At 31.6% G+C, this 15,852-nt stretch carries 17 protein-coding genes; 2 read left to right on the top strand and 15 right to left on the bottom strand.

Annotated elements, in window-relative coordinates:
• Positions 1–43: 43 nt before the first annotated feature.
• From BUA99_RS00215 to BUA99_RS00200, 4 genes are all read right to left on the bottom strand, one after another.
• A complete protein-coding gene (locus BUA99_RS00215) occupies positions 44–622 on the bottom strand; it encodes a methyltransferase domain-containing protein (protein WP_072986665.1) in 579 nt (192 codons plus the stop codon).
• Positions 623–887: 265 nt separating this feature from the next.
• Positions 888–2,303, bottom strand: coding sequence for an MBL fold metallo-hydrolase (locus BUA99_RS00210; protein WP_072986662.1), 1,416 nt, complete (start codon positions 2,301–2,303; stop codon positions 888–890).
• Positions 2,304–2,543: 240 nt separating this feature from the next.
• The gene (locus tag BUA99_RS00205) at positions 2,544–3,332 is read right to left on the bottom strand and encodes a sulfite exporter TauE/SafE family protein (protein WP_072986660.1); all 789 of its coding nucleotides are present in this window, start codon (positions 3,330–3,332) and stop codon (positions 2,544–2,546) included.
• 55 nt (positions 3,333–3,387) lie between these two features.
• Positions 3,388–4,017, bottom strand: a complete 630-nt coding sequence (locus BUA99_RS00200) for a Crp/Fnr family transcriptional regulator (RefSeq protein ID WP_072986657.1) — start codon at positions 4,015–4,017, stop codon at positions 3,388–3,390.
• 282 nt (positions 4,018–4,299) lie between these two features.
• Here BUA99_RS00200 and BUA99_RS00195 point away from each other — a divergent pair, with 282 nt between their 5' ends.
• Positions 4,300–4,611: a rhodanese-like domain-containing protein gene (locus BUA99_RS00195; protein WP_072986654.1), complete on the top strand. Its 312-nt coding sequence runs from the start codon at positions 4,300–4,302 to the stop codon at positions 4,609–4,611.
• A gap of 54 nt (positions 4,612–4,665) precedes the next feature.
• On the top strand, positions 4,666–6,246 hold the full coding sequence (locus BUA99_RS00190) for an NADP-dependent glyceraldehyde-3-phosphate dehydrogenase (RefSeq protein WP_072986651.1): 1,581 nt from the start codon (positions 4,666–4,668) through the stop codon (positions 6,244–6,246).
• A 391-nt stretch (positions 6,247–6,637) separates the two neighbouring features.
• On the opposite strand, the gene BUA99_RS00185 is transcribed toward BUA99_RS00190, so the two are convergent.
• The 11 genes from BUA99_RS00185 to BUA99_RS00135 form a co-directional block, all read right to left on the bottom strand.
• The gene (locus tag BUA99_RS00185) at positions 6,638–7,210 is read right to left on the bottom strand and encodes a TlpA family protein disulfide reductase (protein WP_072986649.1); all 573 of its coding nucleotides are present in this window, start codon (positions 7,208–7,210) and stop codon (positions 6,638–6,640) included.
• An 85-nt stretch (positions 7,211–7,295) separates the two neighbouring features.
• Positions 7,296–7,604 (bottom strand): DUF202 domain-containing protein, encoded by a 309-nt coding sequence (locus tag BUA99_RS00180; protein WP_072986647.1) that lies wholly within the window; start codon positions 7,602–7,604, stop codon positions 7,296–7,298.
• Between the two features lie 42 nt (positions 7,605–7,646).
• Entirely contained in the window at positions 7,647–8,768 is a 1,122-nt protein-coding gene (locus BUA99_RS00175; RefSeq protein WP_072986644.1) for an ABC transporter permease, read from the bottom strand.
• 34 nt (positions 8,769–8,802) lie between these two features.
• Positions 8,803–9,909, bottom strand: a complete 1,107-nt coding sequence (locus tag BUA99_RS00170) for an ABC transporter permease (RefSeq protein WP_072987675.1) — start codon at positions 9,907–9,909, stop codon at positions 8,803–8,805.
• Between the two features lie 292 nt (positions 9,910–10,201).
• A complete protein-coding gene (locus tag BUA99_RS00165) occupies positions 10,202–10,936 on the bottom strand; it encodes an ABC transporter ATP-binding protein (RefSeq protein WP_072986641.1) in 735 nt (244 codons plus the stop codon).
• 66 nt (positions 10,937–11,002) lie between these two features.
• Positions 11,003–11,899 (bottom strand): ABC transporter ATP-binding protein, encoded by an 897-nt coding sequence (locus BUA99_RS00160; RefSeq protein ID WP_072986639.1) that lies wholly within the window; start codon positions 11,897–11,899, stop codon positions 11,003–11,005.
• Positions 11,900–12,265 carry a cupin domain-containing protein gene (locus tag BUA99_RS00155; RefSeq protein ID WP_234972862.1) on the bottom strand — a complete coding sequence of 122 codons (366 nt, stop codon included), beginning with the start codon at positions 12,263–12,265 and terminating at the stop codon, positions 11,900–11,902.
• 33 nt (positions 12,266–12,298) lie between these two features.
• Positions 12,299–13,177 carry an HlyD family secretion protein gene (locus BUA99_RS00150; RefSeq protein ID WP_072986633.1) on the bottom strand — a complete coding sequence of 293 codons (879 nt, stop codon included), beginning with the start codon at positions 13,175–13,177 and terminating at the stop codon, positions 12,299–12,301.
• Between the two features lie 23 nt (positions 13,178–13,200).
• Complete coding sequence (locus BUA99_RS00145) at positions 13,201–14,448, bottom strand: TolC family protein (protein WP_072986631.1); 1,248 nt, start codon at positions 14,446–14,448, stop codon at positions 13,201–13,203.
• A gap of 3 nt (positions 14,449–14,451) precedes the next feature.
• Positions 14,452–15,063, bottom strand: coding sequence for a TetR/AcrR family transcriptional regulator (locus BUA99_RS00140; protein ID WP_072986628.1), 612 nt, complete (start codon positions 15,061–15,063; stop codon positions 14,452–14,454).
• Positions 15,064–15,381: 318 nt separating this feature from the next.
• Complete coding sequence (locus BUA99_RS00135) at positions 15,382–15,825, bottom strand: hypothetical protein (protein ID WP_072986625.1); 444 nt, start codon at positions 15,823–15,825, stop codon at positions 15,382–15,384.
• Positions 15,826–15,852 lie beyond the last annotated feature (27 nt).

Here is a 15,852-nt window from a genome sequence, read left to right as displayed (position 1 = left end):
TCAGAGGTTAAATTTGCATAGATAAATATGAATCTGCTTTTGATCATGAATTTATTTTTTTCAACTCAATAAGCAACTCGGTATTTGCTCTCGGCGTAACTGAATTTAAGCATGATTCCATCCTTACAATATCAAATTTATATTTGAAAAGCGATTCGTATTCCTTTTGACTTCCACCAAAAGGCGGACCTTTATCAAATTCTCGATCGAATAAAAGTCCAATCAAAAGCCCATTAGTTGTTAGAAGTTCATTCATTTTTTGTGCATAATTTTGGCGTAATGCTGGATTAAGCGCACAAAAAAAAGTTTGTTCAATTATAAAATCATAGGATCCTTGATGTTCAAAAAAATCACCTAAAATAATAGTTATATAGTCATTTTCACTGAATTTTTGTTCTAAACTAGTGACAAGAGTTGTCGAAATATCAATAACAGTAATATTCGTAAAACCTTGTTCAAGTAAATATTCTGCTTCATAAGTGTTACCACAACCAGGAATTAAGATAGCACTGTTTTTATCTTTTATGGAATCAAAGTACAATTTTATGGCAGGAGAAATTACTCCTAAATCCCAACCAGTATTTTTATTTTGATATTGAGTCTCCCAATAATTTGCATCCATTAATTTTTTATTCTGATTAGCTTAATTTACATCGTCTTTCTACACTTTATCTCTTTTCGAAAAGTCTAATTAATGACAAAAAGGAAAGAAAGTAAAAAAACTATCTATTGTTGATAAAAGCGCAATTGCTTCTAAGGTAATGTCAGTTTTAATAGGAACTATATTTGTATATTATTACGCCAAAGGCAATAATGCCGCAAACCCGTTTCTAATGTAATGTTTCGAACTTAAGTTTTTTGTCATGGCAATGATGTCAGATATAAAATTATTTTAAAACTTTGCTTTGGCAAACGAAATCAGTTTTTGGCAAGGATGTTTTCGAAATTGCATTGAAACCACCTTCGATTTCAGTAAAATTTCTAAAACCACGCGCTTCTAATATAGACGCTGCAATCATACTACGATATCCACCAGCACAATGCAGAAAAAAATGTTCTTTTGGATTAACATCTATAATCCATTGATTGATATTGGCTAATGGTTTGCTATAGGAATCTTCGACATGCTCCGCGCTATACTCACTTTCTTTGCGAATGTCAATGATTTTACTCTCTCCAATTTTCACTTGTGTAGCGAACTCTTCAGCCGTGATTCTATGAACAGTATCAGTTTCTTTTCCTAATTTCGACCAAGCTTCAAATCCACCTTCAAGATGTCCAATTAAGTTGTCAAAACCTACTCGACTTAATCTTGTAACGGTCTCCTCTTCTTGACCTATTTCGCAAATTATCAATATAGGCTGATTTACATCAGCAACTAAGGCACCTACCCATGGAGCAAAATCACCATCGATTCCTATATTTATTGATTGAGGAATAAAGCCTTTTGCAAAGTCACCATTTTTTCGAGTATCCAATAATAAAGCTCCGGTGTCTTCGGCTGCAGCTTCAAATGCTGCAGGAGTTAAAGAACGCATTCCTAAATTTAAAACATTTTCAAAGCTGTTATATCCCTTTTTATTCATTGCTACGTTCATCCCAAAGTAAGCGGGTGGTGGTAATAAACCATCAGTTACTTCTGTAATAAATTCAGCTTCAGTCATATCTGCTCTCAGTGCGTAATTTGTAGCTTTCTGTTCACCTAAAGTTGAAACTGTTTCTTTACTCATGTTTTTTCCGCACGCACTGCCCGCCCCGTGAGCTGGATAAACAATTACATCATCTGGCAAAGTCATTATCTTATTTCTAAGTGAGTGAAATAACATAGCTGCTAATTCTTCCTGAGTCATTGAAGCTGATTTTTGAGCTAGATCAGGTCTACCCACATCGCCTATGAATAAAGTATCACCTGAGAAAACAGCATGTTCTTTTCCCTTTTCATCAATAAGTAAATAGGTCGCACTTTCCATTGTATGACCAGGAGTATGTAAAACTTTTATTTTTATGTCCCCAAGCTCAAATATTTGACCATCTGTTGCAGAAATACAATCGAATTCACAAGTCGCATTAGGTCCGTAAATGATGGGAGCACTAGTTTGTTTACTTAAATCTACATGTCCAGATACAAAGTCAGCGTGAAAATGAGTCTCAAAAATATATTTGAGCTTCACGTTATCGCGTTCCAGTCGGTCTAAATAAGGTTGCGTTTCACGAAGTGGATCAATTATCGCTCCCTCACCATTAGATGTTATGTAATAAGCTCCTTGTGCGAGACACCCAGTATATATTTGCTCTATTTGCATGATGTGTTTTTTATTTTGTTTTACAAATTTACCGCTGTTTTTCAGATAATACAGTGATAAAAGTTACATTCTTGTTTTAATTTATGATCAACAAATTTTCAATTAAACGTCAAAGTTAAACTGCTAGGTTGTTTTAAATTATCGGCACTACTTATTTAGAATCTGTTAGCCAGAAATTTTATCGATTAAATTTGTGCCGTTCCAACTTCAAACACTTTAATGAAAAAAGTTTTTAATTGTCTATTTGAAGAAGAATTCTTTAATAATTATATAAATCCCCATCACTAATACAAACCATCCAAACGCAGGTTTTAACTTTGCGCCCTCAATCTTCTTAGACAATCGAGCTCCAATAAACATCCCAACAAGCGCTATAGCGGATATGGTAAAAAGTAGTTTATAATTAATTTCAGATCCATTTATTACATCACCACTAAAACCAATTAATGAATTAATAAAGATAATCAATAATGATGTACCAATAGCCTGTTTCATTGGTAAATTTCCAAAAAATAGCAGCGCTGGTATTATTAAAAATCCGCCACCTGCCCCAAGGAATCCAGTTATAAAACCAACTAAAAGCCCAATAAAAGCTATTCTTATAGTCCCATCCCGGTTCACAAATGCTTTTGTAGGGGACTCACGTATCATAGAAAGGGATGCTGCTATCATTAAAAAAGCAAATACCACCATTATTAGTAAGTTTTTTGAAATCTCAAATTCATTAACGGTTATGATGATTGCTGGAATTTTTGGCATGATAAAGTCTCGCACAAAAAGTAATGAAAGTACCGATGGTACTGCGAAAATGAGAGCCTCTTTTATTTTTAAATTCCCTAATTTGTAGTGGCTGTAACTTCCAAACATTGCTGTTATTCCAACTATAAATAAAGAATAACTTGTGGCTTGTTCAGGATGAATTTTAAAAAGATAAACCAAAATAGGAACAGCAAGAATTGATCCTCCTCCGCCAATTAATCCCAATGAAAGTCCAATAATTATTGAAAGAAAATAGCCTAAATACTCCATTTATTAATTTTTTGAAACAACTTATATTTTAGTATAATCTATAAGCTTTGTTAAACTATTTTATTAACAATTCAATATTGTTTCGATACAAATTCACTAAGCCACGTTGTTCCATTTTTTTTAGTAATCGGGAGATTACTTCTCTTGACGTGTTTAATTCTGTTGCTATTTCTTGATGTGATAATTTCAATTCATTACAGCGACAAACCTCAGCGTGACGCTTTAGATAAAACTCAAGGCGCTCATCCATTGCTCGGAAAGCTATGCTATCAATTACTTCGAGCACTTCTTCAAAACGACTACGATAGGTGTCAATTACAAATTCATACCAGCTTCGATGTTGCATCATCCATTTATCCATAAGTGGTAGAGGTACCATCACAAGTTCTACATCTTCAACTACTTTTGCCATAATTTGACTTTTTTCATTTTTCGTAGCGCAAATCATAGATATAGCGCAGGCTTGACCGGGCTGTAGGTAATACATAAAAAACTCACCACCATTTTCATCCTGTCTGTAGATTTTAATTTTACCGCTAATTACTAAAACAGTGTTTTTTATGTATTGCCCCGTTCTAATAATTACGGTATCAGCATCAAAGGAATTGATTGTGGCATTAGATTCTATTTCTTGTATTAATTCAGAGGAAAACGTAGGAAATATTTTTTTTATTGGATCAAGCATTTTTGAATTTATCTTTGGTATTTACTGTAAATATAGTATAAATAAACCTTTTAAACGTGAAGTTGAATTGTAAAATTACGATATAAGTAGTTGATTAGCTATTGTTTAAATAAAATTGTCTATCGGTTAAGTAGGTTACTTTATTTCTTCTTTGATCTAATTATTTATAGTCAGTTGATACTTAATGTCTTTCGCAAACGATTTCTTAGATTAATGCTGTTATTAACAACTGTTACATAAATTGTTTGTTAAAAACATTGTATTTTTACAAAAAAGATAATCATGAATTTAACACAAGAGGAGTGGGTATCACAATTAAATACGGACCCAAATGCAGTTATTTTAGACGTTCGAACTGAAGGTGAATTTAGCGAAGGAATGATTGCTCATTCATTAAACGTAGATATTCAAAGCGGACAAGAATTTGTAAATACAATTGATGCGTTAGACAAAACTAAAAACTACTATGTTTATTGTCGCTCTGGAATGCGAAGTGCCAAAGCTTGCGAAATCATGAATCAACTAGGGTTTAAAAATGCGTATAACTTATCCGGCGGAATAGTAGGCTGGCAGGGAGAAGTAGTGGTGCCATAAGACTTAAAGAAAAACTTCATCATAACTAAATTAAAAAAAAAACGAACCTAAATTATGAATTTAATTCCAGAAGAATATCAAATTAAAAATTTATTAAATCAAGATACTTATCTAGTTGATGGTGAATTAAAAAAATGGGAAGGCCAAACCACTGCCGTTTTTTCAACTATTTCATCAACTGAAAAATATGCAACAACAATTCTTGGATCCATTCCCTCAATGGGAGAAGCAGAAGCATTAGAAGCAGTTAATGCAGCTAGTAATGCCTACAATAAAGGTCAAGGCTTGTGGCCAACTATGAAAGTAGCAGACAGAATTAAATGTATGACTAACTTCGTTACTCAAATGAAGACAACTCGAACTGAAGTTGTAAAGTATTTGATGTGGGAAATAGGTAAATCATTACCAGATTCTGAAAAAGAATTTGATAGAACTGTAGAGTACATATATGATACAATCAACAGTCTTAAAGAATTAAATAGTCGAAGTGCTCACTTTTCTAAAGTTCAAGGGATAAATGCCATGGTTCGTCGTGGACCTCTAGGAGTTGTTTTGTGCCTTGGACCTTACAACTATCCGTTGAATGAAACGTTTTCATTACTTATTCCCGCCCTAATTATGGGAAACCCTGTGATTTTTAAACCTGCTAAACACGGTGTTTTAGTAATTTCGCCATTGTTAGAAGCGTTTAGAAATAGTTTTCCAAAAGGCGTGATCAATATTGTTTATGGACGTGGACGCGAAGTCGCTGCTCCAATAATGAAATCTGGAAAGGTTGATATATTAGCTTTAATTGGAAACAGCACCTCTGCAATTGCGTTACAAGACCAACATCCTAATAAAAACAGATTGCGTTTAATTCTTGGATTAGAAGCTAAAAATCCCGCAATAATATTACCAGATGCTGATTTAGATTTAGCTATACAAGAATGTATTTCGGGAAGTTTATCTTTTAATGGTCAACGCTGTACAGCCTTAAAAGTTTTGTACGTGCACGAGACAATTGCTGATGAATTTAATAGACGCTTTGCTGCAAAAGTAGACTCTCTTGTTTTTGGAAATCCATGGGACAAAGCAGTGATGTTGACTCCATTACCTGAAAAAGATAAACCAGAATACATTCAAGGATTAATTGATGACGCTATAAGCAAAGGAGCATCTATTATTAATGAAAAAGGTGGTGTAAGAACTGATAATTATATATTTCCTGCTGTATTATATCCAGTAAATAAGGAAATGCGTGTGTATCATGAAGAGCAATTTGGACCAGTAGTGCCTATTATTTCATTTAAAGATATTCAAGAGCCACTGGATGATATGGCTGATTCAAATTACGGTCAACAAGTGAGTTTGTTCGGTAATAGCATAAAAACTATCGCTCCACTGATAGATACATTAATAAATTTAGTGTGTAGAGTAAATTTAAATAGTTCTTGTCAAAGAGGGCCTGATGTACTGCCGTTTACAGGAAGGAAGGATTCTGCCGTGGGCACATTAAGTATTCATGACGCCTTGCGATCATTTTCGATAAGAACTTTTGTAGCTTCTAAGGATAATAATTATAATAACGAAATTCTACAAGCGTTATTAGATAGTAAAGAATCAAACTTTATCAATACGGATTATATATTGTAATGTTATTTTCAATGTTTAAAAGCCGACTCAGATGTTTTTGAGTCGGCTTTTTTGCTGATTTATTTTTAACAAATTAGCCAGTTTTTACTCTAAAATATTGTGTACTTTAGTGTATTGAAAAGGCAAATGTTTTTCAAAATTTTGATGGTAGTAAAAATCTTTGTAAAATAGATAAGGTATCAAGAAGCAAATTAAAATATTAAAGGATAATCTTCATAAAAGACTGCATCGCGAACCAGTTCTTACGCATCGTCATTTGCGATTTATACCAAATGCAATACTGAATTTAATTAGCTGTGCATTCACTTTAATATTAATTGGAGTTGTTTTATTTCTGATTATACGATACTTAACAACATCTTTTTATCACTTATAATAGTGAATTTAACAATTATTTTTTGAGATAATAATCTAATTTATCTCTAAAAGAATCACTATTCCAATTTGCAGTACCGATTTTAGCAACTATTATATTTCCTTGTTTATCTATAACATAAGTTGCAGGTATTGTTGATGATTCCATTTCTAGCGGTGGCTTTGTGATCGCTTGGTAAATTGGTAAATCCAATTCTTCTTTTTTTAAAAAAGCATTTGATTTTTTGAATGAATCAGAGGTAACGAATAAAAATACAATTTTATCTTGGTAATCGTTATATAGTTTTTGAAGGCTTGGCATTTCTGCAATACAAGGAGGACACCAAGTTGCCCAGAAGTTAATAAAGATTACTTTACCCCTGTAATTTTTTAGAGAAACTTGTTTTCCATTAGCATCTAATAACTGCCACTGATAAGACGAAAGCATTTTTTGATCTTGTACTTGTATGGTTTTAGGTGAAAAGACTATAAGTCGGTTTATCTGAACTTTGATAAAAGTACCTAGAGGGCTAAATAGCAATAACCCCAGAAATATAATAAATATAATATTTTGAATAGTTTTTTTCTTTGAGGATTTAGTAGGTGTCATTGTGATGTAGATAATTATAAATTATGTGTAATTGTTATTAATTTAGTTATTTCCTTGCATATAGGTAAATAACAAAAAAGAGCTTTTACTCTTTATAGTATTCCATTTGATAATTTCCGATATGCTTTTCATCTTCAGAAATTGATTTTTTATTTTTTACAAAACTAAAAATTCCGAAAAAGAATAGTAAAGCAGCTGTTAGAAAAAAGACAATTTCTATATATAGACTATTTTCCACGTTCATCAAATTTCTAATACTCAAGCCGGCAACCATAAAGTATAATGCTGTTCTCAAAAAAGAAAGAAAAGTAGTTTGATTAGCTAAATTTGTTCTTTGTAACGCTAATTTTTCGCGTAAAATTAAGTCTTTGTTAATTTTATTATTTAATTCCATATCGCAGTTAATAATCTCATTTGATGTAAAAATAAGTAAATTTTAATTTGTTTTCTTATAGCTCCACACTGCTAATCCATTCATCAAGATAGCGTAGCCGCTGATGATGGCGAACTGTGGCACAATGTCAAAAAACCCAGAGCCTTTAAGCATTACCATACGCATAACTTCCACAAAATAGCGAATAGGATTAATTAATGTTACATTTTGTGCCCATATTGGCATACTTTCAATGGGAGTAAATAAGCCGCTCATCAAGATAAAAATAACCATAAAAAACCAAGCTATAAACATAGCTTGCTGCTGAGTATTGGTATGGTTAGATATGAAAAGACCTATTCCTAACACTAAAAGCAAGTAAACCGCCGTAAAAAGATATACCACCAAAATATTACCCAACATAGGAACATCAAATACTAATTTTGCAATTAGTAAACCAACAGTTAATATAACTAATCCTAAGATCCAAAACGGAAAAAGTTTTCCAATGATAAACTGATGTTTTTTTATTGGTGTAACATTAATTTGTTCTAATGTTCCTAGTTCTTTCTCCTTTACGATGTTCATCGAGGATAGAAATAAGGTGAGCATTGTCACTAATAATACTAAAATTCCAGGTACCATAAATGTTTTGTAATTTAAAGTTTTATTGTACCAAAAAGAGGGGATAACAAGTATGTTTTCAGCAATTTCTGTAGTATTTGAGAAAGACTTCGACTGGGTTTGAATATTTTTGTTGTAGTTATTTATTATTTGTGAAACATAAACATTCTCAACCCCCGCAGTTGCTGCATCGATCGCATTTATAATAACTGAAATATTTGTTTTTTGTTCCTTTTGCATATCACGATTAAAATGTACTGGAATATTTATAATTATACTTGTATTTCCTTTTTGCATTTCTTCAATTGCCTCTTTTTCAGAGAAAAAGGGAGCAGTCATTTTAAAGTAGGTGGATGCTCTAAATGATTGAATTAATTCCCGTGATCTTGGGCTTTGATCATTGTCAACGATCGTAATATTGATGTTTTTAACATCGAAAGTCGCTGCATTTGATAATATTAACAATTGCAAAATAGGTAATATGAATATAAGTCGGAGCATATTTTTATCCCTAAAAATTTGCTTAAATTCTTTTTGTATGATGAAAATAATTGTTTTCATTTAGAAGTTTTTTATTGTAAATATTGGGACAATACTATTCAAGTCTAATCTTATATTTCTTTATACTTAGCGCAATAAAAAATACAGTCATTCCGATTAATACTAAGGTTTCTTTCCAAATATATTGTATGCCAACTCCTTTTAGCATAATAGCTTTTACTATGATTATGAACCATTTTGCAGGAATAATATTGCTAATAATCTGCATTGGCATTGGCATGCTATTTATTGGAAATATAAAGCCTGATAAAATAATTACTGGTAACATTAAACCCATAAGTGATAGCATCATAGCAGTTTGTTGCGAATCAGATATTGTAGAAATTAATATTCCTAAAGAAAGTGCCGAGATGATAAAAAGAATACTTTCAAACATCAAAAGAAAAAGACTTCCATTGATAGGCATTTTAAAAACAAAATATCCCAGCAGTAATATTACTATAGCATTAATAATAGAGAGAAAAATATACGGAAAAACCTTGCCAACAATTACTTGAAATGGTTTTAACGGCGAAACGAGAAGTATTTCCATAGTTCCTAACTCCTTTTCTCGTGTGATGGAAATAGAGGTCATCATCGCTGAAACAAGCATTAAAATAACAGTCATTACACCGGGAACAAAATTAAAAACACTTTTTAGTTCTGGATTGTAAAACATTCTCGATTGTACATCGACTTTTACTTGACTTATAGTTGCTTGTTTTTTTTGTAATTGATAATTCTGGATCACTGCTGCAGTATAATTTGCTATTGTATTAGCAACGTTAGGTTCCGTAGCGTCAGTAACAGCTTGTATTACTGCAACCTTTTTAGTAACTAAATTTTTACTAAAATCGGGTTCAAAAATAAGAACTGCTTTTACTTTTCCTTTTTTAAACTCGGATTCTATTTCTCTTTCCGATTGAATTTGATTTTCAACATTAAAATAAGGAGATGACTTTATTTTATTTATTATTTTTTGAGTTTCTACGTCATTAGAATGATCTAAAATGGCAATATCAACATTGTTAATTTCGTTTGTTATAGCAAAACCAAAAAGTAAAATTTGGGCAATTGGCATACCAAAAAGGATAAACAAGGATCGTTTGTCACGAAAAATGTGATAGAATTCTTTTTTTATAAAACCGATGAATCTTTTCATAATATTTTTTATAACCACGAGGGCACTAAGTTTTTTACTATTTTTTCAAACACAGATTATTAAAAATTTACCATGACCGCAGATTCGCAGATTTTTTTAAAGTGATTTTAACCACTGAGCTACCGAGGTCCAAATTTTTATACTTTTTAAACACAGTAACACAGATTTTACAGATTATATAGTCCTTGATGTTATCGTGAATTTTAAAATAGTGTATTATAAGTTTTTATTATTATTATTATTCATTCTGATAAAGTCTTAATCCTTCATACTTAATCCTTCATACGCGACACTATTCAATATTTCTAGCTAATTTTAAAAATACATCATTCATAGAATCTACTTTAAATTGTTCTTTTAGCTTTTTTGGAGTGTCTAAAGCTTCTATTTTACCTGCAACCATGATCGAAACTCGATCACAATATTCGGCTTCGTCCATGTAGTGAGTTGTTACAAAAATAGTTGTCCCTTTAAAAGCTTGAGTGTAGATCATTTCCCAAAATTGTCTTCTGGTTATAGGGTCAACACCACCCGTAGGTTCATCGAGAAAAACAATTTGAGGGTCATGCAATAAAGCGACAGAAAAAGATAGTTTTTGTTTCCAGCCTAATGGCAATGAGCCTACTAAGCTGTTAATGATGTCTTCTATTTGCAATTCTTTGACAAGTGAGGCTATTTTTGTTTTTATTTTGGCTCTTGACAAACCATATATCCCTCCAAAAAAAATGATATTTTCTTTTACTGTTAAATCATCGTACATTGAGAACTTTTGACTCATGTAGCCTATGTTTTTTTTAACCATTTCTGATTGACTATGTAAATCAAATCCAGCTACAGTTGCATCGCCCGTTGTTGGACTAGAAATTCCTATCAGCATTTTCATTGCAGTTGTTTTTCCTGCACCGTTAGCACCTAAAAAACCAAATATTTCTCCCTTATAAACGTCAAAAGATATGTCATCTACAGCAGCAAAGTCGCCGAATTTTTTAGTTAAATTTTTTACAGCTATTATTTTTTCTTTTTCCATTTTTAGTTTAAAAGTATTCTTGTTTAAATTAATCCACTTGGCTTATTTTAATTTCAGTATTGTAAATTATAAATCCATGAATACATCTTCGATAGTAATTTGTGCCTGTTTAATTTCTATATTGATATGCTTTTTATTTTGAAGGTATTTTTGTAATTCCTTAGTATTGAAATCGCTTTCTTTATCAATATAATGAATGTATTCCCCAAAAGCGTTAACACTATACTGACTTGGATAATTTTTTAAATCATGAATTAAGGCGTGCGTATCTTTTGTAGCAACATCATAAATTATTTTATTATAATTTTTAATAATATTTTCAGGAGAATCTATTTTTAGGACTTGACCATCTTGTATCAATGCAATTCGATCACATAAGGAGGCCTCATCCATGTAGGGTGTCGAAACTAAAATGGTAATGTCTTTTTGCTGCAAGCGTTTCAGCATCTCCCAAAATTCTTTTCTAGAAATAGGATCAACACCAGTGGTAGGCTCGTCTAAAAATAAAACTTTTGGAGCATGAATTAGTGCGCAACACAAGGCTAATTTCTGCTTCATCCCGCCTGATAATGCGCCAGCGCGACGGTTTTTAAAAGGTGCTATTTGAATGTAAATATCCTTTATTAAATCGTAGTTTTCTTGGATTGTGGTGCCAAATATAGTTGCAAAAAAAGTAAGGTTTTCCTCTACAGTTAAATCCTGGTATAACGAAAATTTTCCAGGCATATATCCCACAGAATTCCTTATGGCTTTATAATCCTTTACAACATCAAAGCCCATCACAGAGGCCCTACCTTCGTTAGCAATTAACAAAGTTGTTAATATTCGAAAAAGAGTTGTTTTTCCGGCACCATCAGGTCCTATTAGGCCAAAAAGTTCGCCTCTATTCACTTCAAATGAAACATTTTTAACCGCTTTTGCCGTCTTATAGGATTTTGATATGTTTTGGACTTTAATACTCATTTATTTAATCAATAAGAAATTACTATTTTCAAATGCATTTACCCAATGCTTTATGTTGGGTTCAATTTTCACATAATCGCCTGATTTTAGATCTAATTTTCTTCCTCTTTCATCTCCGTAACTTCCAGTTCCAGATACACAAACTAATAAAGCAGGCACTTTAGTAATATGTTCTGATAATTGTTTTCCTTTAGCAATTTGCAGTGATACTACTTTGTTTTCAGATGGAGCAAATAAAAGGGCTGTTTGAACCTCTTTTTGTTCCGTGTGCAAGTCTTTCAAATTCATTGTTTTTATAGCTTGCAATGGAACCGATTTACAGCTTATTAAAGTTAAAACGGTAAGGAATAAGATTATCTTTTTCATAATAATAGATTTTAGTTTTAGATTTATTGCGTTTTACTTGATCCACATTTCTGCTGGCATTCCTATTTTCAAACTACCGTCATTTTTTACTTTTACTTTTACAGCATAAACGAGATTAACTCTTTCTTCTTTGGTTTGGATAATTTTTGGAGTGAATTCGGCTTGCGTTGCAATTGCTGATATCTTTCCTTTATAGGATTTCATTTGCTCTACATCGTCAATTTTTACCGTTACTTCTTGACCAATTTTTAGCTGTGGCAGCTGGATTTCGCTCACAAAAACCCTTAAAGTCATTTCTGAAATATTAGCGATTTTATATAATGGTTTGCCAAAAGCCGTTATTTCTCCTGGCTCTGCATACTTCGTAAGGATTGTTCCTGTGATAGGATTTACGATTTTACTTTTTTCAATTTGATCGTTTATTTTATCAATTTGCGCATCGACAGCTTTCAAATCGCCTAGAATAGGAGCGTTTTGCGTACCTACACTTTTTATTTGTGCTTCAATAACTTTGACTTTTCCATCAATTTCATCGACTTGTCTCTTAGTTGCTGCATTTTCGGCATACATACTTCGGATTCTGTTTTTTTCTAACTGAATTGTTTTTAATTGTTCTGCTAAAACACTTTTTTGAGATAAAACATTTGCCGACTTAGATGAAATAGTGCTTTTTGAAGCTATCAATTGCTGTTTTGTCAAATACAATTGGAGCGTATCAACTAAACCAACTTGGGTTTGTGATTCTAATAAATCGCCTTCCTCTACTTTTAGGAAGTCAATTTTACCATTAGATTCAGCGGAAATTGTAATTTCTGTTGCCTCAAAATTTCCGTAACCGTCTGCTTTCTCATTATTTTTACTACAGGAAATTATTCCCATAAGTGCTAAAATTGCTATGTTTATTTTTTTCATTTTATGATTTTTCTGGATGCTGATTATCTTCCTTTTATTAATTCCACATTTGCTTTGGCTGCAGCCATTTGAACTTGATGTGTTTTTAGACTGTTTTTTGCTTCGAATAAGTTAGTAACTTCTACAAGGTATTCAGAAGTTGTAATGACTCCATTTTTCATTTGAGCATTAGCTGAGGCAAGAATTTTCTCTCTAATAACGATTACTTCGTCATCAGTTTGTAAAAGTTGTTTCATTTTATTCATATCGCTTTCCATTTCCTGTAACTGCATCTTATTGTTCAATTCAAATGTTTCTTTCTCCGTACCAATAATAGCTTTTGAAATTTCTAAAACTTTTTGATCAGTTTTATTTTTACCCCAATCAAGTATATTCCAATTGGCTTTTACACCAATTACAAAAAAGGGCTGAAAAGAATTATCTAACATATTTAATCCAGGATTTCCGTATCCTCCTTGGCCAAAAGCATTTATTTTAGGACGTGTAGATTTAACTAATGTATTTTTAGTCAAATCTATCTGTTGATTTTGTAAATCGTAAAAAATAATTTCGGGTCGTACAACAACGCTTTGATGAATAAATTGAGGCTGAGCAAGTACTATATCTAATTCGAACTGTGTAAATGTGAGTTCCGATAAGTTTTGAATCATTTTTGTATTTTCGAATTGTATTTCGGTGATTTGCTGTTTAATTTTTAATATTTCAGCTTCTAAAATTAATTCAGAAGCGGGAAGGATAGCACCAAATTTCACTCCTGATTGTACTTCTTTTACCTTAGATAAAAGCAATTTATTTTTTGAAATCAATAAGGATTTCTTTTCTTGTAATAATAAAATCCCAAAATAATATTGATTGATCCTGCTTTTTAATTGATATAGAGAAACTTCCACCTGCTGTTGCTGTGTTTTGGTTTGTGCTTGCTTTAATGTGGCATTAGCCTCAATCATTCCGCCATTATAAATAAGCTGATTAACATCTACGGTTGCTCTATACTGATCTTTGTTTATAGGGGAAATTCCCGGAATGGCTATAGGAAATCCGATTACGTCTGACTGATAAGTTGCTTGTGCGTTAAGATCAATTTTAGGTAATTTACTTATATTAAGTGACTCAATTTCATGGTCTGATTTTAATTGTAGTAATTGTGTTTGTTTAGCTAATGGATAGTTTTTTACAACTAAATTGTAACACTCTTCTAATGTCAAATTTTGTTGTGCATATGAAATTATGGGAATGAAGATTAGATACAATAAGAGGAGTTTATTTTTCATTTTCTACATTTTAATACTATTGATAATAAAAGAGGAAACTTCAGTTTTGCGATTTTGTAGTAATTGATTGTAGTTTTCTTTATCTGTGTTTGTTAGAGCCATTAGTAGTGGTTCAGCGATGAAAGGGAATACATTCAAAGACATAATATTGATAAATAATTGTTCGGTTTCAATAGGCTTAATGATTCCTTTTTCGATGGCGATTGAAACTTGAATTTTGAATTTATCTATGGTTGGAAAATTTTCTTTTACGCGTAGTTTGTTACTAAATTCCGGATTTCTGTTGAGTTCCTGAATTACAAAATTGGGTAAATAAGGATGTTCAATTACAAATGAAATGTAGTTATTTGTAAACTTTATGATTTTTTCAAATAGGTCACTTTCATCGTTTAAAATAGTGTTCAGTTGCGGTGCAAGAAGAGAAAATGCACTCGAAAATACTGCCTCAAATAGCAGTTGTTTACTTCGGAAATAATAATGAAGCAAGGCTTTGTTTATTTTAGCCTTATCTGCAATTTCCTGCATTCTAGTACCATCCATTCCTTTCTGCTGAAAAACTGCTTTTGCCGCATTTAGTATTTCAATTTCTGTATTTTCTGATTTTAAATTATCCATTTGATTTAATTAAATAGTTTAACCATTCAGTTAACAAAGATAAGTGAAATAATTATTTCAAACTTGAATTACACAGTTTATTTAAATTTCGGTCGAAAAATTAGTAGCGTAAACTTTTGAATGAATGAATAAGGAAGGAGAATTACAATCGTCAATCTTGTCAAATTTTGATTGTATCAGGAGTTGAATATAGCATTAATTAACTCTTTTTTAAAAGAAATTAATTCTAATATAAATTGATAATAAGCAATTTAACTAATTTGTTTGACTATAGAGGATTGCTTTAAAATAATTTAGGTAAAATAAGCGATTTATCTGTTAAGTATCTAAATCCAAACCAAATGTTGATCTTAAAAGTTCAATATTTGGATTTAATTGGTGTAATCTATTGTAACGATCTTGATCGTTGAAACTTCTTTTAGTTTCTATACTTTCATTGACAATTATTTCAATCGTAATATCGTGATTGTGCAAATGTCCTTTCAAGTGTCCTAAAAGTCCATTTAATTCTTTTTCAAAATCAAGTTTAGAACCTTCATTTGGTAATTCAAGAGTAATTGCAGTTCCGTTTAGCTTTGGATCATTTATTAATAACAACGACTCCATAATTTTATAGCCTTTGTCCCCTAAACACTGCGCATATTTATTCCATTGCAACAGCATCTCAGTTTCTCCAAAAGCTTCCGTAGGCAAGTGAGTAATTTCTTTGACAATTCCTTTATTGCTTTCTTCTAATGCTTTCTTAGCACGAATACTTGACAATGAAAACGCTGAAATTTTTGGTTCATT

This window comes from Flavobacterium segetis (assembly GCF_900129575.1).
Taxonomy (GTDB): Bacteria; Bacteroidota; Bacteroidia; order Flavobacteriales; family Flavobacteriaceae; genus Flavobacterium; species Flavobacterium segetis.
Note: the sequence above shows the minus strand (reverse complement) of the source record. Positions and strands in the feature narration are given on the sequence as shown.

What these genes read in the sequence shown, in the direction of transcription:
- BUA99_RS00190 (WP_072986651.1), top strand. Translation starts at nt 4,666, where the DNA reads ATGAATTTAATTCCAGAAGAATATCAAATTAAAAATTTATTAAATCAA.
- BUA99_RS00205 (WP_072986660.1), bottom strand. Translation starts at nt 3,332, where the DNA reads ATGGAGTATTTAGGCTATTTTCTTTCAATAATTATTGGACTTTCATTG.
- BUA99_RS00210 (WP_072986662.1), bottom strand. Translation starts at nt 2,303, where the DNA reads ATGCAAATAGAGCAAATATATACTGGGTGTCTCGCACAAGGAGCTTAT.
- BUA99_RS00200 (WP_072986657.1), bottom strand. Translation starts at nt 4,017, where the DNA reads ATGCTTGATCCAATAAAAAAAATATTTCCTACGTTTTCCTCTGAATTA.
- BUA99_RS00175 (WP_072986644.1), bottom strand. Translation starts at nt 8,768, where the DNA reads ATGAAAACAATTATTTTCATCATACAAAAAGAATTTAAGCAAATTTTT.
- BUA99_RS00165 (WP_072986641.1), bottom strand. Translation starts at nt 10,936, where the DNA reads ATGGAAAAAGAAAAAATAATAGCTGTAAAAAATTTAACTAAAAAATTC.
- BUA99_RS00140 (WP_072986628.1), bottom strand. Translation starts at nt 15,063, where the DNA reads ATGGATAATTTAAAATCAGAAAATACAGAAATTGAAATACTAAATGCG.
- BUA99_RS00150 (WP_072986633.1), bottom strand. Translation starts at nt 13,177, where the DNA reads ATGAAAAAAATAAACATAGCAATTTTAGCACTTATGGGAATAATTTCC.
- BUA99_RS00195 (WP_072986654.1), top strand. Translation starts at nt 4,300, where the DNA reads ATGAATTTAACACAAGAGGAGTGGGTATCACAATTAAATACGGACCCA.
- BUA99_RS00215 (WP_072986665.1), bottom strand. Translation starts at nt 622, where the DNA reads ATGGATGCAAATTATTGGGAGACTCAATATCAAAATAAAAATACTGGT.
- BUA99_RS00145 (WP_072986631.1), bottom strand. Translation starts at nt 14,448, where the DNA reads ATGAAAAATAAACTCCTCTTATTGTATCTAATCTTCATTCCCATAATT.
- BUA99_RS00180 (WP_072986647.1), bottom strand. Translation starts at nt 7,604, where the DNA reads ATGGAATTAAATAATAAAATTAACAAAGACTTAATTTTACGCGAAAAA.
- BUA99_RS00185 (WP_072986649.1), bottom strand. Translation starts at nt 7,210, where the DNA reads ATGACACCTACTAAATCCTCAAAGAAAAAAACTATTCAAAATATTATA.
- BUA99_RS00155 (WP_234972862.1), bottom strand. Translation starts at nt 12,265, where the DNA reads ATGAAAAAGATAATCTTATTCCTTACCGTTTTAACTTTAATAAGCTGT.
- BUA99_RS00160 (WP_072986639.1), bottom strand. Translation starts at nt 11,899, where the DNA reads ATGAGTATTAAAGTCCAAAACATATCAAAATCCTATAAGACGGCAAAA.
- BUA99_RS00170 (WP_072987675.1), bottom strand. Translation starts at nt 9,909, where the DNA reads ATGAAAAGATTCATCGGTTTTATAAAAAAAGAATTCTATCACATTTTT.